This window comes from Nocardioides acrostichi, from assembly GCF_015319165.1.
GTDB lineage: Bacteria > Actinomycetota > Actinomycetes > Propionibacteriales > Nocardioidaceae > Nocardioides > Nocardioides acrostichi.
Map to the genome: position 1 here is coordinate 316,839 of NZ_JADIVZ010000004.1, position 18,458 is coordinate 335,296.

At 70.5% G+C, this 18,458-nt stretch carries 13 protein-coding genes; 1 reads left to right on the forward strand and 12 read right to left on the reverse strand.

From position 1 onward, the window contains the following. Positions 1-18: 18 nt before the first annotated feature. From ISG29_RS11340 to ISG29_RS11360, 5 genes are all read right to left on the reverse strand, one after another. Positions 19-4,668, reverse strand: coding sequence for an ExeM/NucH family extracellular endonuclease (locus ISG29_RS11340; RefSeq protein WP_194503514.1), 4,650 nt, complete (start codon positions 4,666-4,668; stop codon positions 19-21). A 213-nt stretch (positions 4,669-4,881) separates the two neighbouring features. Next, a complete protein-coding gene (gene pgsA, locus ISG29_RS11345; RefSeq protein ID WP_194503515.1) occupies positions 4,882-5,487 on the reverse strand; it encodes a CDP-diacylglycerol--glycerol-3-phosphate 3-phosphatidyltransferase in 606 nt (201 codons plus the stop codon). Beyond that, a complete protein-coding gene (rimO, locus tag ISG29_RS11350) occupies positions 5,484-6,890 on the reverse strand; it encodes a 30S ribosomal protein S12 methylthiotransferase RimO (RefSeq protein WP_207793041.1) in 1,407 nt (468 codons plus the stop codon). Before rimO ends, pgsA begins: the two co-directional genes overlap by 4 nt. Before the next feature lie 138 nt (positions 6,891-7,028). Beyond that, on the reverse strand, positions 7,029-8,876 hold the full coding sequence (locus ISG29_RS21640) for a helix-turn-helix domain-containing protein (RefSeq protein ID WP_194503517.1): 1,848 nt from the start codon (positions 8,874-8,876) through the stop codon (positions 7,029-7,031). Further along, positions 8,873-11,302, reverse strand: a complete 2,430-nt coding sequence (locus ISG29_RS11360; protein WP_328828832.1) for a DNA translocase FtsK — start codon at positions 11,300-11,302, stop codon at positions 8,873-8,875. The genes ISG29_RS21640 and ISG29_RS11360 overlap by 4 nt, the downstream gene beginning before the upstream one ends. On the opposite strand from ISG29_RS11360, the gene ISG29_RS20890 reads away from it, so the two are divergent. After that, on the forward strand, positions 11,280-11,615 hold the full coding sequence (locus ISG29_RS20890; protein WP_235959238.1) for a hypothetical protein: 336 nt from the start codon (positions 11,280-11,282) through the stop codon (positions 11,613-11,615). The two genes, ISG29_RS11360 and ISG29_RS20890, sit on opposite strands and share 23 nt — an antisense overlap. A 364-nt stretch (positions 11,616-11,979) precedes the next feature. On the opposite strand, the gene ISG29_RS11365 is transcribed toward ISG29_RS20890, so the two are convergent. The 7 genes from ISG29_RS11365 to ISG29_RS11395 form a co-directional block, all read right to left on the reverse strand. Next, positions 11,980-13,665 carry a ribonuclease J gene (locus ISG29_RS11365; protein WP_194503519.1) on the reverse strand — a complete coding sequence of 562 codons (1,686 nt, stop codon included), beginning with the start codon at positions 13,663-13,665 and terminating at the stop codon, positions 11,980-11,982. 36 nt (positions 13,666-13,701) lie between these two features. After that, complete coding sequence (gene dapA / locus ISG29_RS11370; protein WP_194503520.1) at positions 13,702-14,610, reverse strand: 4-hydroxy-tetrahydrodipicolinate synthase; 909 nt, start codon at positions 14,608-14,610, stop codon at positions 13,702-13,704. Between the two features lie 19 nt (positions 14,611-14,629). Next, positions 14,630-15,589, reverse strand: a complete 960-nt coding sequence (locus ISG29_RS11375; protein ID WP_328828835.1) for an LLM class F420-dependent oxidoreductase — start codon at positions 15,587-15,589, stop codon at positions 14,630-14,632. Between the two features lie 103 nt (positions 15,590-15,692). Then, positions 15,693-16,139: a VOC family protein gene (locus tag ISG29_RS11380; RefSeq protein ID WP_194503521.1), complete on the reverse strand. Its 447-nt coding sequence runs from the start codon at positions 16,137-16,139 to the stop codon at positions 15,693-15,695. A 151-nt stretch (positions 16,140-16,290) separates the two neighbouring features. Beyond that, a complete protein-coding gene (locus ISG29_RS11385; RefSeq protein ID WP_194503522.1) occupies positions 16,291-16,764 on the reverse strand; it encodes a dihydrofolate reductase in 474 nt (157 codons plus the stop codon). Further along, the gene (locus ISG29_RS11390; RefSeq protein ID WP_194503523.1) at positions 16,764-17,573 is read right to left on the reverse strand and encodes a thymidylate synthase; all 810 of its coding nucleotides are present in this window, start codon (positions 17,571-17,573) and stop codon (positions 16,764-16,766) included. Before ISG29_RS11390 ends, ISG29_RS11385 begins: the two co-directional genes overlap by 1 nt. A 10-nt stretch (positions 17,574-17,583) precedes the next feature. Further along, complete coding sequence (locus tag ISG29_RS11395) at positions 17,584-18,450, reverse strand: PhzF family phenazine biosynthesis protein (RefSeq protein ID WP_194503524.1); 867 nt, start codon at positions 18,448-18,450, stop codon at positions 17,584-17,586. Positions 18,451-18,458: the final 8 nt, after the last annotated feature.

The following is an 18,458-nucleotide window of genomic DNA, read 5'->3' on the forward strand; positions in this document are numbered from 1 at the left end:
GAGGCGATCAGGCGTCGACTACTTCTTGTAGACCTGGATCGTCGTGGCGGTACGGGCGTTGGTGGTGTTCGGATCCTTCTTGTAGAGGATGTGGATCGTCTTCTCACCGGTGCGGTTGAACACCTTGTTCAGCCGCACCAGCACCGTGCCGTTCTCACCGATCGGAACCTGGCGATAGCCCTCCCCCGGCGGGTTGATGCGCACCACACCGGAGGGCGTCACGTCACCCGCGTCGACCGCCACGTACACCAGCAGGTGCGTCTTGCCCTTCACGACGTGCGTGGGCCGCGTGAGGACCGTGAGCGTCGGCGTCGGCTTGTCCGGGGTGGTCGACGCCACGGGAACCGTGACGGTGGTGCCGCTGGGTGCGGCCACCATCTCGACGACCGAGCCGGCCGGGGCGTCGCCCGGGACGTCGAGGTCGACCTGCGCCGTACCGGCGTCGACGGCGAACGTGCCCAGCTCGGTCGAGTCGTCGCCGTCGACGAGCGTGGCCGTGACCTCGGTGTTCGCCGGCGAGCCGAGCGAGGTGAGGTCGAGGGTCTCGCCCGTGGTCGGGGCCAACGGGGTGTCGAGATCGGTGCCCAGCGTGAACGAGTAGCCCTGACCCGGCGTCATCTCCGCCGGCAGACCCGACTCGAACACCTGCTGGCGCGCGTAGTCGGGGTCGATCGGCGAGGAGTCGGCCAGGTAGTCGCGCCACAGGTCGGCGTCGAGCAGGCCCGTGTCGGTGACCTTCCCGTCCTGGAAGGAGGTGAAGTTGTCACCGCCGGAGGCGAGGAAGTTGAACGTCGACACGGTGTAGGTCGCGTCCGGGTCGAGCGGCTGACCGTCGATCATCACCGAGGTGATGCGCTCGCCGACCGGCTTGCTCGCGTCGGCCGTGACCTCGACGTTGTCGGACATCCCGAGCTGGAGGTACGGACGCGACGCGCCCGCGGGCTGCCACTGCTCCTCCAGCACGCTCTTCAGCTGGGCACCGGTCAGGTCGACCAGGGCGATGCTGTTGCCGAACGGCAGCACCGAGTTAGCCTCGGCGTAGGTGACGACACCGTCGGTGTTCTGCTCGTTCTCGCTGGTGTCGCCGGCGTAGAGCAACTCGGCGCGCAGGCCGCCGGGGTTGGTCAGACCGAGGTCGGGATCGCCGAAGTCCAGTCCATCGCGCAGTGCGTTGCCGACCAGGTCGCCCAGGGTCGACTCCGCGGATCGGTCGTCGCGCTTGCCGCCGTTGAAGGCGGTGGTGATGTCGTCCGTGATCTCGGCGACCGGCTGGTTGCCGACCTCCGCGGCGTGAGCGAGAGCAGCGTCGACGATCTCCTTGACCTTCGCCACGCGGGGGTAGGTCGCGGCCAGCTCGTCGTCGGTGCGGTCGGTGCGACGCGGCACGTTGCGCGCCTCGTAGGAGACGACCTCGCCCGTGGTGGAGTCGACCGTCAGTCGCACCTGGCCCACGTTGGCGGCATACGACCCGGTCTGGATCATCGGGCGGGTGCCGTCGGCGGTGGGCTGGTCGTAGACGTAGGTCTGGTGCGTGTGACCGTTGAAGATCACGTCGACGGCCGGGTCGACGCTCGCCATCTCGGCGAACTCACCGCCCTGGGCGAGGTTCTCCTCGTAGGTCTTGTCACCCTGGTTGGCTCCGGCGTGGTAGCTGGCGACGATCACGTCGGCCTCGCCGTTGGACTCGTCCCCGTCGTGCAGCTTCGCTGCGACCCGGTTGACGGCGTCGGTGGCGTTGCCGAAGTCGATGTCCTTGATGCCGTCGGGGCTCACCAGCGAGCTGGTCTCCTCGGTGACGACACCGATCACACCCACCGTCACGCCGTCGACGTCGAAGAGCGCGAACTCCGGCAGGACCGGATTCTCGGTGCCCTTCTCGTACACGTTGGCGCCCAGGTAGTCCCACAGGGCGTTGCGTGAGCCCTCGGCACCGATGACGCGGTCGCGCAGGTCGATCCAGCCCTTGTCGAACTCGTGGTTGCCCACGGCCGACGCGTCGAGCTCAAGCGCGTTGAGGACGTCGATGGTCGGCTGGTCGTCGTCGATCGCCGAGGCGAACTCCGAGGCGCCGATGAGGTCACCGGCACCGATGAACAGCGTCGAGTCGTCGCCACCGCCGCTGCGGGTCAGCTTCTCGACCGTGCCGGCCCACGACACGGTGGACTTGTTGATGCGGCCGTGGAAGTCGTTGACCCCCAGCAGGTTCAGCGTGACCTGGTTCGAGGTGTCGGCCAGGTTCACGCCGACGATCTCGGGGTCGTGGTCGGAGGCCGCGAACGGGTCGGCTGCGTAGAAGTCGGTGACGTTGTTGTTGTAGCGCGAGTACTGGAACGCCACCGTCTCGGCGGAGTTGATGTTCCAGACGTCGGCCCCGGTCACCATCTTCATCGCGGCGTTGTTCGCGAACACGTGGTCCAGCGAGCCGGAGAGACCCGAGAAGGAGTAGGTCTCCTCGCCCGCGGTGTCGGACTCGATGGCGGTGTAGCCGTCGTCCTCGAGCACCTGCACCGGATCCTCCTCGGAGTAGGCGTTGAAATCGCCGGTGAGGAAGAGGGCCTTGATGCCGCGGTCGGACTTGAACGTGCTCGCGAAGTCGCTCAGCGCCTGCGCCTGCCCGATGCGGTCGGCGTTGTAGGCGCCCTGACCCTGGTCGGCGTTGTCGCCGCTGGCCCCCGATGAGCCCTTGGACTTGAAGTGGTTGACGATCACGCCGAACGCATCGGAATCGGCTCCCCCGGCGGCCTTGAAGGCCTGGGCGAGCGGCTCGCGGGCGTTGTCGAAGTTGGTCTCGTCGACGAGCACCTCGGAATCTCCGACCGGCTCCACCGCGGCGGGCTTGTAGATGAACGCCGTGCGGATGACGTCCTGGTCGGCGAGCGCAGGCAGGGCCGAGGCGTCGGGCGAGGGCACGTAGGCCCAGGTGTCCGGGCCGGCGGCGGCGTTCAGCGCGTCGACCAGGTTGGCCAGCGCGAAGTCGCGGTCCTTGCCGAACTGCACCGAGTTCTCGATCTCCTCCAGCGAGACGATGCTGGCGGAGAGCTTGTTGATCGCATCGACGATCTTGGCCTGCTGACGAGTGAAGTTGGCGTCGTCGGCGGCGCCGCGCGGACCGTTGTTGGTGCAGGAGTTGGTCGTGATGTGGTTGCCGTCGCGGTCGTCGTAGTAGGTGCAGGTGCCCAGGCCCGAGTCGACGTACTCCTCGCCGGTGGTCGGGAAGTAGTTGAGCACGTTGAACGTGGCCAGACGGATGTCACCGCCCACGTCGGCCGGCGCCTGGTTGTCGGCCCGGGTGTCCTCGAAGGTGGCGACGTCGGTGCCGAGCCCCTCGATCGGGGCGGTCGGCTGCACGCGCCAGAGACCGAAGCGGTAGTCGATGACCATCGGCTGCTTGAGCGTGGCCGCGGCGCCCACGCGCACGGCGTGGTCGGCGTCGACCCAGCTGCTCGGCTCGTCGCTCGCGGCGCCGCCGAAGTTCGCGGACCTGCCGTCGTCGAGCGTCAGGAGGCGCGCGGCGTTGTCGGCCTCCACACCGGCGATGTCACCGGTCTGGAAGTCCTCGACCTCGGTCGGCTGGATCAGCGGGTGGTCGCCCGTGGCCAGACCGATCTCGCCGTACTGCCAGGTGGCGTAGCTGTTGGTGACCGTGAAGTCGTCGGTGAGCGAGACGAGCTCGCTCTCGTGCGCCTCGCGCTCCTCGTCGGTGGTGAACCACGCGGTCTCGAGCGCGGTGACCGGGTCGAGCGGGGCGTCGGTCGCGGACACGTCGGAGGCCGTCAGCTCCGTGAGCCCGTTGTACTCCGAGACCGCACCGGTGACCTGCACGGAGTCGCCCACCTCGGGGAGGGTGGCGATCGAAGGGGCGTAGACGAAGATGCCGTCGGACGCGCCGGGGGTGGCGTCGTCGCCGGCGCCGGTGCCCTCGGTCTGAAGGTTGAATCCCTTGAAGCCACCGGTCGGGTACGCCGCGGTCACGACGCCCTCGGTGACGACGTCGGAGCCGGCCAGGGGCGAGGTGTCGGTGTCGGTGCCCTGGATCTCGGCGATGGTGACGCTCTGCGGCTCGGTGTCGCCACCACCACCGCCGCCGGTCGACCCGGAACTCTGCGGGTCGGGCGCGGCGAGGGTGAACTCGGTGCTGTTGTCGTCGGCGTCTGCGGCGGTGCGCTGGGCCGAGGTGGTGGCCGAGAGAGCGCCGGTGGCCGCGGTCTCGTAGGTCGCGGCGCTGCCGTAGCCGACCATGTCGACGAATGCTGCGCTGCCCTTGACGTCCCCGGTGACGTCTGCGGCCACGGGGTCGGTGGAGTCCACCAAGAAGACCTGGCCGTTGGAGCCGGACATCGCGATCGAGCCGGTGGCGTCCGGGGTCGGCAACGCCTGCGAGCCGCCACTGCCCGCAGCTTCCTGCACGAGGTAGTGACCGCCCGCAGGCACCGTGCCGGTCAGGTTCGTGACCTGGGCCGAGGTGCCCGAGGCGCTGCGGTACTGCACCGACCAGCCGTCGACGGAGATGTCGGTGTCGGTGGGGTTCGACAGCTCGATGAAGTCGTTGGTCAAGGTGGCACCGGTGTTGCCACCGCCGCCGTAGACCTCGCTGATGACGAGGCCTGCGCTCGCCGCCGAAGCGGGCGCGATCTGGAACGCCAGCAGGCCGCTGGCCGCGACACTCACGGCAACGCCGCGCGCGATCGCTGATTGAGGAGGACGCATCTGAGTTCTTGACTCCGGTCTGCAGGGATCAGGACACGCCAAGGCCGCCCGAGAGTTGAGGCGGAGCCCCGGCCGTCTTGCACCTTAGACGCGGCTGAGAGTCATCAGACAGAGCATGGAGGTGAACGTCATGTAACGATCAAGCACCGCAGATCGACCGGCCGACACCGCACCTCACCGCAGGGAGTGACGTTGCCTCCACACGTCGCGGAAGAATTCGTAGCCTGAGTAGAGCGTGAGCGCGACCGCGACGACCAACAGTGCCTGGAAGAGGTAGAAGAGCACTTCGCCGGGCGTCTGGAGCGCACCGGGCAGGTCGGGGTCGCGCAGCGGCAGCGTCAGACCGCCCAGCGCCAGGCCCTGCGCGGTGGTCTTGTACTTGCCGAGATCCTTGGCCGCGATCACGACCTTCTTCAGCACCGAGAGGCGTAGCAGCGTCACGCTCCACTCGCGCAGCAGCACCACGATCGTGACCCACCACCAGATGTCGCCGACGATCGAGAGCGCGATGAACGCCATACCGGTGATCGCCTTGTCGGCGATGGGGTCGGCGATCTTGCCGAAGTCGGTGACCATGTTGCGCGAGCGGGCCAGGTCGCCGTCGATCTTGTCGGTGACCATCGCGACGAAGAAGATCACCCAGGCGATCGTGCGCCAGGTGGCGGACTCCCCGCCGTCGACCAGCAGTGTCCACCCGAAGAACGGCACCAGCACGATGCGCAGCGTCGTGAGCGCGTTCGGGAGGTTCCAGTTCGACGGCTTCGCTTGCGCTTGAGTCATCGGGCCTCCTCCGTGAGTGGTCGGGCGACGAGGTCGACTCCCTCGCTGTCGGTCACCTCGGCGAGCACCAGGGCGCCGATTCGGCACTGGGCCTCGCTCACGTCGACGAGCCTGGTGGTGCCGTCGACCTCGGGACCCTGGTGGGCGCCGCGACCCACGACCTCGCCGTCGTCGACGGACTCCACGAGGATCTCGACGCTCTCGCCGATCCGCTCCGCGGCCCGGTCGGCGGTGAGCTGCTCGACCAGGTCGTTGACGTGCTCGACCCGGGCGCGCACCTCGTCGTCGTCCAGCTTGCCGCCGAAGCCGGCCGCCTCGGTGCCGTCCTCGTCGGAGTAGCCGAACACGCCGGTGACGTCGAGCCGTGCCGCGGTGAGGAAGTCGCACAGCGTCTCGAGGTCGTGCTCGGTCTCCCCCGGGAAGCCCACGATCACGTTGCACCGCACGCCGGCGTGCGGTGCGTAGGAGCGCACCTGCTCCAGCAGCCCGAGGAACGACTCGGGGTCGCCGAACCGGCGCATGCGGCGCAGCACGGCGTTGCTGGCGTGCTGGAAGGAGAGGTCGAAGTACGGGGCGACGCCCGGGGTGCTGCCGATCACCTCGACCAGGCCGGGCCGGGTCTCGGCGGGTTGGAGGTAGGAGACTCGCACCCGCTCGACGCCGTCGACTGCCGCCAACTCCGGAAGCAGCGTCTCGAGCAGCCGCAGATCCCCGAGATCCTTGCCGTAGGAGGTGGAGTTCTCGCTGACCAAGAAGAGCTCGCGGGCGCCCTGCTGGGCGAGCCAGCGCGCCTCGTCGAGCACGTCGGTGGGGCGCCGGCTCACGAAGGAGCCTCGGAAGCTGGGGATCGCACAGAACGTGCAGCGGCGATCGCAGCCGCTGGCCAGCTTGAGCGACGCCGTCGGGCCATCGTCCAACCGTCGGCGCAGGGACGCCGGCCCGGACGCGTGCCCGGGCACGGGCGTGGTCGAGAGCGTCCGCTCCACCGGCGTGATCGGCAGCAGGGTGCGGCGGTCGGCGGGCACATGGGAGGTGTGCTTCTCGCCGGCGACGATCGAGCGCAGGCGGGCCGCGATGTCGGGGTAGTCGTCGAAGCCGAGCACGGCGTCGGCCTCAGGCAGGGAGTCGGCCAACTCGTGGCCGTACCGCTCGGCCATGCAGCCGACCGCGACCACGGCCTGCGCCTTGCCACCGTGCTCGGTCTTGAGGTCGGAGGCCTCGAGCAGCGTGTCGACGGAGTCCTTCTTGGCCGCCTCGACGAAGCCGCAGGTGTTCACCACCACGGTGTCGGCCTCGGCCGGGTCGTGCACGAGCCGGAACCCGTCGGACTCCAGCCGCCCGGCCAGCTCCTCGGAGTCGACCTCGTTGCGGGCACACCCCAGGGTCACCAGGGCCACGGACAGCAGCGGGCGCTCGGTCTCGTCAGTCGTCATGGCTCGTCGAGTATGACGGCCTCCCCCGCCCGATGCCGAAACCTGCACGCCTGCCCCCGCCGTGATCCCCGTTCGAGAGCAGGCCCAGCCGCGATCACCGACCCGAGATCACTGGGCGACGAAGGTGTCCTGAGCGGCCTTGCCCGTGGCTCCCAGCGGCTTCGGATCCTGGCCGGCCAGGCCCACCTCCAAGGAGCCGTCGGTGGACTGGACGCGCACGGGCTGGCTGACCTTCTCCAGCACCTTCTGCTCACCGAAGGCCAGGTTGCCCTTGAAGACGAGCTTGTTCTCGCCGTCCCGGACGACCACGGTGGCGCCGCCACCGGCGGCGTTGAGCGTGACCGGCACCTTGGCCCCCGTGGTCGTGCTCGCGCTGGTGGTGAGCTTCGGCAGCGGGTCGCGGACGGCCGCCGGGCCGTCGGTGATCAGTCGCGCGACCGACCAGCAGAGCACGACCGCCATCACCGCGGCGACCAGCACCGACCAGTTCGGCCCGCCGCGGGTGCCGCGGAGGGCGCCACCGGAGCCGAGCTCCGCCTCGAACACCCGGCGCGGACTGATCGGCGCGTCGGCGTACCGCTCGTCGTAGCTGGCCAGCAGGGGCGTCACGTCGACCCCGAGCACGCGCGCGAGCGTGCGCAGGTGACCGCGGGCGTAGAAGTCGCCACCGCAGGGCGCGAAGTCGTCGACCTCGATCGCCTCGATGACGTGTGGCCGGATCCGGGTGCGCTCGGCCAACGCGTCGACGCTGAGCCCCAGCCGAGTGCGCGCGGCGGCGAGATCGGGACCGATCACGGGGTCGAGCGCCGGCTCCTCGATGTCGTCGAAGACGATCGGGTCGACCGGCGAACCCTCCACGGCGATCGGGCGCACCCGCTCGCTCCAGACCACGGTCTCCTCGACCAGGGGCACGCTGCCCGGACGCCGCAGCTCACGGCCGGCGCCGCTCTCGCCGCCTGGCTCCTCGGTCTCGGAGGTGTCGAGCCGCAGTGCGGTCGCGCCCAGGGTCGGGTGGCTCAGCGAGGTGTCGGTCGGCATGTCGATGCGCACCGCGGCGACCGGCTCGCGCAACGGGAGCGGGGTCCGGCTCGCTGCCATCGGCGCGGTCGGTACGGCCTCCTCGCGAACCGGCTCCGCGTGCCGCTCGCGGGCCGAGGCCAGCCGACCCAGCAGACCGGCCAGCGCCGGGCGCGGGTCGAACCGCTCCAGGCTCGGGCGCGGCGCGTCGTCCGCATCGCTCTGGCCGCTCTCGGACGAGGCGCCCACGCGCTCGTCGTCTCGGAGCATGGTCGGCCCGGTCGTCTGCCCCAGGGTCGATGCGGCGGTGGGCTCGGCGGCGGGCTCGGCGGTGGGATCGGCGGCGGGCTCGGCAGTCGGCTCGGCGGTGGTCTCGACACCGCGCGAGGCCAGCCACTCCTGCTCGTCGACGTACTCATAGCCCTCGATCTCGGCGACGTCGGTGCGCCCGGCGGCGAGACGGTCCAACCCGGCCAGCAGTCCGGCCCGACCGCCCTCGACCCCGGCGATGCGCGTGGAGAGCGAGAGCGGCACGCTCAACGGGTCGTCCTCCCCGCTGAGCACGTCGAGGGATCCGTCGTGCAGCACCCCGCGAGCGGGCAGCAGCTCCACGGCATCGATCTGCTCCCACGGCAGGCCGCGCCAGGTGCGGCCGCGGCGCATCCGCACACCCAGCTCGTCGGCCACGAGCAGGGGCGCCCGGGCGTCGAGCGCCGCCAGCAGATAGGCCGTGGTGACGGCGAGCATCGCCACCGCGATGGCGCCGTCGACGACCGTGCCGCCACCGGAGAGGCGCACCACGTAGGCGCACGCCACCACCGCTGCGGTGACGGTGATGACGATCGAGAGCAGCGCGTTGCGACGCACCTCGACGGTGCCGGTCGGCTCGCCGGTCTCGACGCCTCGGTTGATGGTCTCGGGGCTGGTCTGGCTGCTCACATCTCCCCCTGGAGGGTCGCGATGACTCCGTCTACCTCGTCGGGCTTGACCAGCACGTCGCGTGCCTTGGAGCCCTCACTGGGACCGACCACGCCTCGGGACTCCATGATGTCCATGAGGCGGCCGGCCTTGGCGAAGCCCACGCGGAGCTTGCGCTGAAGCATCGAGGTGGAGCCGAACTGGGTCGAGACGACCAGCTCCACCGCCTGGATCACGAGATCGAGGTCGTCACCGATGTCGTCGTCGAGATCCCTCTTCGACTGCGCCGGGGCCGTGACGTCCTCGCGGTAGGTCGGCTGCAGCTGCTCCTTGCAGTGCTTGACGACCTCGGCGATCTCGGCCTCGGTGACCCACGAGCCCTGCACGCGCATCGGCTTGCTGGCGCCCATGGGCAAGAACAGCCCGTCGCCCTGACCGACCAGCTTCTCGGCACCCGGCTGGTCAAGGATGACCCGGCTGTCGGCGAGGCTGGAGGTGGCGAACGCCAGCCGGCTCGGCACGTTGGCCTTGATCAGGCCGGTGACGACGTCGACGCTGGGTCGCTGCGTGGCGAGCACCAGGTGGATGCCGGCCGCGCGGGCGAGCTGGGTGATGCGCACGACCGCGTCTTCGACGTCACGCGGGGCGACCATCATGAGGTCGGCCAGCTCGTCGACGATGACCAGCAGGTAGGGGTAGGGCTCGAGCGTGCGCTCGCTGCCGAGTGGCACCTCGACCTTGCCCGCTCGCACGGCCTTGTTGAAGTCGTCGACGTGCCGGAACCCGAAGTTGGCGAGATCGTCGTAGCGCAGGTCCATCTCGCGCACGACCCAGGCGAGTGCTTCGGCGGCCTTCTTGGGGTTGGTGATGATCGGGGTGATCAGGTGCGGCACGCCCTCGTAGGCGTTCAGCTCGACCCGCTTGGGGTCGACCATGATCATCCGCACCTCATCGGGCGTGGCCCGCATGAGGACCGAGGTGATCATCGAGTTGATGAAGCTGGACTTGCCCGAGCCGGTGGCGCCGGCCACCAGCAGGTGCGGCATCTTCGCCAGGTTCGCGACGACGAAGCCACCCTCGACGTCCTTGCCGAGGCCCGCGACCATCGGGTGGTGGTCGCCACGCGCCCGGCCCGAGCGGAGCACGTCGCCGAGCGAGACGATCTCCTTGTCGGTGTTCGGGATCTCGACACCGACCGCGGACTTGCCGGGGATCGGGCTGAGGATGCGCACGTCGGCGCTCGCCACCGCGTAGGCGATGTTCTTCTGGATGTTGGTGATCTTCTCGACCTTCACACCCGGGCCGAGCTCGACCTCGTAGCGCGTGACCGTCGGGCCGCGGGTGTAACCGGTGACCGCCGCGTCGATGTTGAACTCGTCGAGCACCTGGGTGAGGCGGTCGACGACGGCATCGCTGGCCGCCGACTTCGCCTTGTGCACCGAGCCTGGCGCGAGGGCCTCGCTCGAGGGCAGCGTGTAGGCGATGTCGCCCGACAGCATCAGCTGCTCGACGCGCTGCGGCAGGTCGGCGTGCGGCGGCGGGACCAGCTCCTCCTTGGCCTCGGACGCCGCCTTGGCGACCTTGCCCGCCTTCGCGGTGGCCCGCTTCTCGGCGGCCGCCATCAGTGCGGTGGGGTCGTCGTCCGGCCCCTCCGTGTCGACGGCCGAAGCGGAGGCCTCGGTGTCGTCCTCGGCGCCGTGACGCAGAGCGACGTCGAGCGCGTCGGCATCGGCCTTCTTGCGGCGACGCGACTTCTTGGCGTCGGTGTCGACCAAGGGTGAGTCGTAGGCGTCGGGTCCGGTGGGGGCGAAGTGGCCGTCGTCGGTGAGCCGGTCGGCCGGCTCGCCGGCGTCGTCGAGGTTGCGGCCCAGGGCGCGGTCACGCAGGTCGGCGAGCTTGACCGGCACCTGGTAGACGGGTGTGGCGGTGATGACCAGGACGCCGAAGAACGCCAGCAACAGCAGCAACGGCACCACCAGGTAGGCCGAGCGCAGCAGGTCGAGCAGCAGGCTCGAGACCACGTAGCCGATCGCACCGCCGCCATCGCGCAGCGACGTGACGTCGCCGTCGACCGGCTGCGGGCTGCCCGCGGAGATGTGCACGATGCCGAGGACGCCGAACCCGAGCGCTCCCCACCCGATGACCTGGCGCCCCGCGGGGCCGTTGCCGATCGGGTCGCGCATCACGCGCCAGCCGGCGGCGACCAGGGCGAGCGGGACGAACCATCCGATGGTGCCGACCGTGCCCTGCACGGCCACGCGCACCGGGTTGGTGAGCGGGCTCTGGATCTGGAACCACACCGCGGCGGCACTGACGAGCGCGACCGCGACGAGCAGCAGGCCGGCGCCGTCGCGCCGGTGCTCCGGCTCGAGGTCGCGCGCGGCGCCGCCGATCGCTCGGGTCGCACCGCCCACCGCGTGGGCGATGCCGAGCCAGAGCGCGGTCACCGCCCGGAGCACGGCGTCGAAGAATCGCGCGACCGGGCCCCGGCCGCTGCGCACCGCGCGCGGAGCGGGCCGCTTGCCGGTGCTCTTCTTCGCCGACGACGAGCGGCTGCTCGACCCCTTGCTGCCGGTCTTGCTCGCGGCAGGCCGGGTCGCCCGGGCAGGGGTCGCTCGGGTGCTGGTCTTGGTCGTACTCCGGGATCTGGTGCCCGAGCCGCTCGAAGACGTGCTCGTGCTCCGCGACCCCGGCGGGGAAGACGTACGGGTCGCCATGGTCGCCACCCTAGGCGACCGCCACACGCGTCACATGGATTGACAGGCGCCCCACCCTCACGTGTCGCTTGAGGGTTTCCGAGGCAGCCCACCCGACGAAGGAGGGTGGGCGTCGCCGAGGAGGTCGAGCAAGGCGCGCGACCGACGAAGGAGGTCGCGACCGCCGGGTCGAGACCCGGCGAGCGAGGCACGAGCTCGGTCTCGTCGTACCCGAAGGTCGAGCAAGGCGCGCGACCGACGAAGGAGGACGCGACCGCCGGGTCGAGACCCGGCGAGCGAGGCAGGCCCTCAGCCCCAGTCGCGGTCGCGGGCTCCGGTCACACGCACCCCACGCCGGCTCGGTCTCGACACGCCCGTCGCGCGCTCGTTCCTCGCGCGCCGGGCCTGCTCGACCTCCCTCGCGACGCTCAGGACTCGATGACCACCGGGATGATCATCGGACGCCGGCGGTGGGTCTTGTTGACCCAACGGCCGATGACTCGGCGCACGGTCTGCTGGAGCTGGTAGGTGTCGGTGGTGCCCTCGGCGAGCATCCGCTCGAGCGCGGAGACGACGTCGGGCTTGACGTCCTCGAAGACCTTGTCGTCCTCGGCGAAGCCGCGGGCGTGGACCTCGGGTCGGCCCGAGACGGTGCCCGAGACGGTGTCGACGACCACGATCACCGAGATGAAGCCCTCCTCGCCGAGGATGAGGCGGTCCTTGAGATCGGACTCGGTGATGTCGCCGACCGACGACCCGTCGACGAAAACGTACCCGCACGGAACCTTGCCGGCCACCGACGCGACGCCGTCGACGAGGTCGACCACCACGCCGTCCTCGGCCAGGACGACGTTCTCGATGCCCACGGAGCGGGCCAGGGCCGCGTTGGCCTGCATGTGCCGGATCTCGCCGTGCACGGGCAGCACGTTCTTCGGCCGCACGATGTTGTAGCAGTACAGCAGCTCGCCGGCCGAGGCGTGGCCGGAGACGTGCACCATCGCGTTGCCCTTGTGCACCACGCGAGCGCCCCACCGGGAGAGGCCGTTGATGACCCGGTAGACGGCGTTCTCGTTGCCGGGGATGAGGGAGGAGGCGAGCAGCACGGTGTCGCCCTCCTCGATGTGCACGAAGTTGTGGGTGCGCTGGGCGATGCGAGACAGGGCCGACATAGGTTCGCCCTGGGAGCCCGTGGAGAGCAGCACCTGGTGCTGGGGCGGGATGTCGGCGAGCTCCTTGGCGTCGACGAGGGTGTTGGGCGGCACCTTGAGGTAGCCGAGGTCGCGGGCGATGCCCATGTTGCGCACCATGGAGCGGCCGACGTAGCCGACCTGCCGCTCGTGGGCGTGCGCGGCGTCGAGCACCTGCTGCACACGGTGCACGTGCGAGGCGAAGCAGGCCACGATGATGCGCTGCGTCGACTCGCGGAAGACCTGGTCGATGACCGGGGTGATCTTCTTCTCGCTCGGCGTGAAGCCGGGCGTCTCGGCGTTGGTGGAGTCGACGAGGAAGAGGTCGACCCCCTCCTCACCCAGCCGGGCGAACGCGCGCAGGTCGGTGATGCGGCCATCGAGGGGCAGCTGGTCCATCTTGAAGTCGCCGGTGTGCAGCACGGTTCCCGCACCGGTGCGGATCGCCACCGCGAGCGCGTCGGGGATGGAGTGGTTGACCGCCACAAACTCCAGGTCGAAGGGGCCGAAGGAGATCCTCATCCCCTCCTTGACCACGTAGTGCGTCGTCTCGCGCAGCCGGTGCTCGCGCAGCTTCGAGCCGAGCAGCGCCAAGGTGAGCTCGGAGCCGACGAGCGGGATGTCGCCGCGCTCGCGCAGCAGGTACGGCGTCGCGCCGATGTGGTCCTCGTGGCCGTGGGTGAGCACCAGCGCCTCGACGGAGTCGAGCCGGTCGCGGATCGAGGACCAGTCCGGGAGGATCAGGTCGACGCCGGGGTGGTGGTCCTCGGGGAACAGCACCCCGCAGTCGACCAGCAGCAGCCGGCCGTCGTACTCGAAGGCGGTCATGTTGCGCCCGACCTCGCCGAGACCGCCGAACGGGGTGACCCGCAGGCCGCCCTTCTTCAATTTCTTGGGCGCGGAGAGCTCGGGGTGCGGGTGCGACATGTGGTCCTGTTCTGTTCTTGCGGTTCGGTGGGTGGCTCAGAGCAGGCCGGACGCCGTCAGCCCGGCGCGCAGGGCGGCGACCTCGTCGTCGTCCAGCTCGACCAGCGGGCCGCGCACGGCCCGGTTGTCGAGCACGCCGAGCAGTTGCAGCGCCGCCTTGGCGGTGGTGGCGCCGTAGTTCGAGACGCCCATGACCGCCTCCATGGCGGGCAGCAGCCGATGGTAGGTCGCGAGGGCGGCGGCATGGTCGCCGGCGAGGAAGTCGGCGATCATCGAGGACAGCTCGGACCCGGCCGCGTGACCGACGACCGACACCAGGCCGCAGGCGCCGTGGGCGAGGTAGCTGAGCGTGTTGACGTCGTCGCCGGAGTACACCGCGTAGCCGAGGGCGGCGAGCTTGGCCGAGCGCACGAAGTCGCCGGTGGCGTCCTTGACGGCGACGACCTGATCGAGACCGACGAGCTGCTCGTAGGTCTCCAGGCCGATGGTCGAGCCGGTGCGGCCGGGCACGTCGTACATCATCACCGGGAGCTCCGCGGCGTCGATGACCCGGCGGAAGTGCTCCAGCATGCCCCGTTGGCCGGGCTTGTTGTAGTACGGCGAGACCAGCAGCACGCAGTCGGCGCCGCGTTCGCGGGCCTGCTTGGCCAGCCCGATGGAGGTGCGGGTGTCGTTGGTGCCGACGCCGGCCACCAACGGTACGTCGGGGCCGACGGCGTCGCGCACTGCGGCGAGGGTCTCGCCGTCCTCGTCGGGCGTCGTGGTCGGTGACTCGCCGGTGGTACCGGAGACGACGAGCCCGTCGTGGCCGTGGGTCAGCAGGTGCTTGGCGAGGAGCTGCACGGCGTCGAGATCGACCGCACCGTCGACGGTGAACGGGGTCGCCATCGCGGTGAGCATGCGCCCGAACGGAGCGGCGGGGTTCGAGACCGGCTGGTAGGTCATGGGGTCAGGCTATCGCCCGTCACAGACAGGGGACGACGCGCTCGGCCACGAGTCGCAGGTGGTCGAGGTCGCCGAGGTCGAGCATCTGGAGGTAGAGCCGCGACTGACCGGACGTCGCGTAGCGCGCCGCCTTCTCGACGACCTCGTCGACCAGGCCGGCGAACCCGTTCTCGCGCAGCTCCTCGACCTCGCGGCCGATCGCCTCGGCACGACGGGCCAGCTCGGCCTCGGTCTCGCCGACGCACAGCACCAGCGCTGCGGAGTGGGTGAGCGTGGCGGGGTCGCGGTCGATGGTCTCGCAGGCGCGGCGCACCCGGTCGTGCTGCTCGAGCCCGGCCTCGAAGGGCACGAACGGCAGGTTGAACTCGTCGGCGTACTGCGCGGCGAGTGCTGGGGTGCGCTTCTTGCCCATGCCCCCGATCAGTACAGGTGGGCCACCGGCGTGGCCGTCGCGCTGCACGGGCTTCGGCAGGCCGGGCGAGTCCGTGACCGGGTAGTGCTCACCGTCGAAGCTGAAGCCACCGTCGGTCGACCAGAGTCCGGTGATGACGGCGAGCTGCTCCTCCAGACGGTCGAATCGCTCACCGGTGCCCGGGAACGGGATGCCGTACTTCTCGTGCTCCGCGGCGAACCATCCCGCGCCGATGCCGAGCTCGACCCGGCCAGCGCTCATCGCGTCGACGTTCGCCACCGTGATCGCCAACGGACCGGGGTGGCGGAAGGTCGCGCTCGTCATCATCGTGCCCAGCCGGATCGTCGAGGTGTCTCGCGCCAGCCCGGCCAGCGTCGTCCACGCGTCGCTCGGACCGGGCATCCCGTCACCGCTCATGTGGAGGTAGTGGTCGGAACGGAAGAAGGCGTCGAAGCCGAGCCGCTCGGCCTCGCGAGCCACCGCGAGCAGCTCTTCGTAGGAGGCGCCCTGCTGGGGCTCGGTGAAGATGCGCAGGCTGATCGGGGCGTCGGCGGGAGTCGAGGTCACTCCCCCACCCTGCCAGTGCCCTCCGACGCCCCGCCCGCCGGAGGTCGAGCAACCGGTGGTCGAGCAGCGAGTGAGCGCGCAGCGCTGACGAGCACCGGGTGGGTCAGGACTGGTCGCCCACCAGCAGGCAGAACGGGTGGCCCGCCGGGTCGGCGAGCACGTAGAGCGCCTCCTCGGGGTCGTCGGTGCGGTCGAGCAGCACCCGGGCGCCGAGGGCCTCGGCCCGCTCGCGCGCCGTCTCGAGGGAGGCCCGGTCGGGCACCGCCCAGTCCTGGTGCGCCTGCATCGGCACGGCCGGGTCGGGCCAGGTGGTCGGCGTGAGCTCGTCGACCTGTTGGACGGCGAGCACGCGGTGGCCGTCGGTGTCGAGCAGCACGAGCCAGTCGGCGTCGTCCTGGCTGCCGTCGTCCGGGCTGCCGACGTCCGGGCTGCCGACGCGCGGCTCGTCGCCATCCCGGTAGACCAGGCCCATGAGCGCCCGGTAGAACTCGGCGAGCCCGCGCGCGTCGACCGCGTCGAGGGCCGTGTGCAGCAGTCGCGGATGCGTCACCCCGGCGAGCCTGCCACACCCCTCGCGCACCGACCGACCATGTAACGCGGTGTTGCGCACGTGGCGCGGTGTTGCGCTAGCTGGTCACCCCTCATTGCCCGTGGCCAGCCCACGCAACACCGCGTTACATAGGGCGGGCGCCGAGGCGGGGTCAGGCGCGGCGTAGCCAGACGCGCTCGTAGCCCTCCATCTCGTCACGGCGGACCTCGGTCCAGGAGTGGCGGTCGAAGGCGGGGTAGAACACGTCGCCGACGGGCTCGAGCGGGATCTGGCTGATCACCTGCTCGGTCGCCAGCGGCAGCGCCGCCTCGTAGACCTGCGCTCCACCTGCGACGACGAGATGGCCGGGCAGGGTGACCTTGCGCTCCACGGCCTCCTCGACCGAACGGACGGCGTGCACGCCGTCGGCGCGCCAGTGCGGGTCGCGCGTGAGCACGAGGGTCTCGCGGCCGGGCAGCGGCCGCCCGATCGATTCGTAGGTGGTGCGCCCCATCAGCAGGGTGTGGCCCATGGTCAGGTGCTTGAACGCCTTCTGCTCACCCGGCACCTGCCACGGGATGTCGGGGCCGTTGCCGATGACACCGTTGCGGGCGACGGCGGCGACCAGGATGACCTTCGCGCTCATCAGACGGCGATGGGGGCCTTGATGACCGGGTGCGGATCGTAGCCCTCGACCGCGATGTGCTCGAGATCGAAGGCGTCGAGGGCGGTGACGGTGGGGTCGAGGCGCAAGGTCGGCAGCGGGCGGGGCTCACGCGTCAGCTGCTCGCGGGCTTGGTCGAGGTGGTTGAGGTAGAGGTGCGCGTCGCCGAGGGTGTGCACGAAGTCGCCGACCCCGAGACCCGTCACCTGCGCCACCATGTGCGTGAGCAGCGCATAGCTGGCGATGTTGAACGGCACGCCGAGGAACACGTCGGCGGAACGCTGGTAGAGCTGACACGACAACCGGCCCGGCCCGTCGGGCTGGGGTGCGACGTAGAACTGGAACATCGTGTGGCACGGCGCCAGCGCCATGTCGGGGACGTCGGCCACGTTCCAGGCCGAGACGATGTGACGCCGGGAGTCGGGGTTGGTGCGGATCTGCTCGACCACCTGGGCGAGCTGGTCGATGTGGCGGCCCTCAGGTGTCGGCCACGAGCGCCACTGGGCGCCGTAGACCGGGCCGAGGTCGCCGTTCTCGTCGGCCCACTCGTCCCAGATCGAGATGCCGCGCTCCTGGAGCCACGTCACGTTGGTGTCGCCGCGCAGGAACCACAGCAGCTCGCCGAACACCGAGCGCGTGTGCACCTTCTTGGTGGTGACCAGCGGGAATCCGGCGGAGAGGTCGAAGCGCATCTGGTGGCCGAACACCGACAGCGTGCCCGTGCCGGTGCGGTCGCCCTTCTCGACACCCTCGTCGAGGATCCGGGCCAGCAGGTCGAGGTAGGCGCGCACGGGGTGAACGCTACCGCTGACCACCCTCACGACCGAGGTCGACGGTGCCCTCGATCGTCGTGCGGGTTGCGCCGCCGACCCAGATCGTGCCGTCGGCCTCGCGGTCGATGTGCACCCGGCCGCGACGGCCCATCACCGTGCCCTGGGCCGCCACATAGCTGGGTGGGAGCGGCAGCGGCGACCCGGCATCGGTGAGCCACATCGCGAGCCCGGCGTTGAGGCTGCCGGTCACGGGATCCTCGTCGATGCCCAAGCCGGGGCAGAACGCGCGCACCTCCACGTGGGCCTCGCCTCCCGCGGCGTGCGGCCCGACCACACCGAGCTCGAGGTCGCCGAACTCCGACCAGCGCGGCCGCAGCGCCAGCACCGTCTCGGCGGAGTCGAGCACGAGCCCCATCCAGCCGGGACCGTTGTCGACCCACGTCGCGGACACGATCGCATCGACGCCGATCCCGAGCGCCGCCGCGGCCCGTGAGACGTCCTCGGCGGCGACCGGTCCGCTGCGCACCAGCGGTGGCGCAGCGAACGCGAGGCCGTCCCGGCGGCTGATCGTGACGAGTCCGGCGCCACACTCCTGCACGACCAGGCCCTCGGAGGCCGGGGAGCCGCCGTCCTCGAGCCAGGCGTGCGCGGACCCGAGTGTGGGGTGGCCCGCGAACGGCAGCTCGCTCCCCGGGGTGAAGATCCTCAGCCGGTAGTCGGCGCCCGCCCGCTCGGGCGTGAGCAGGAAGGTGGTCTCCGAGAGGTTGGTCCAGCGCGCGAACGCTGCCATCTGCGCATCGGTCAGGTCGTCGGCGTCGTGCACGACGGCCACCGGGTTGCCACCCAACGGCTCGGAAGAGAACACATCGACCTGGCGGAAGCGGTGGCGGACCATGAGGTCAT

What these genes read in the sequence shown, in the direction of transcription:
- pgsA (WP_194503515.1), bottom strand. Translation starts at nt 5,487, where the DNA reads ATGACTCAAGCGCAAGCGAAGCCGTCGAACTGGAACCTCCCGAACGCG.
- ISG29_RS20890 (WP_235959238.1), top strand. Translation starts at nt 11,280, where the DNA reads ATGCCGAGCCAGAGCGCGGTCACCGCCCGGAGCACGGCGTCGAAGAAT.
- ISG29_RS11365 (WP_194503519.1), bottom strand. Translation starts at nt 13,665, where the DNA reads ATGTCGCACCCGCACCCCGAGCTCTCCGCGCCCAAGAAATTGAAGAAG.
- dapA (WP_194503520.1), bottom strand. Translation starts at nt 14,610, where the DNA reads ATGACCTACCAGCCGGTCTCGAACCCCGCCGCTCCGTTCGGGCGCATG.
- ISG29_RS11385 (WP_194503522.1), bottom strand. Translation starts at nt 16,764, where the DNA reads ATGAGCGCGAAGGTCATCCTGGTCGCCGCCGTCGCCCGCAACGGTGTC.
- ISG29_RS11395 (WP_194503524.1), bottom strand. Translation starts at nt 18,450, where the DNA reads ATGGTCCGCCACCGCTTCCGCCAGGTCGATGTGTTCTCTTCCGAGCCG.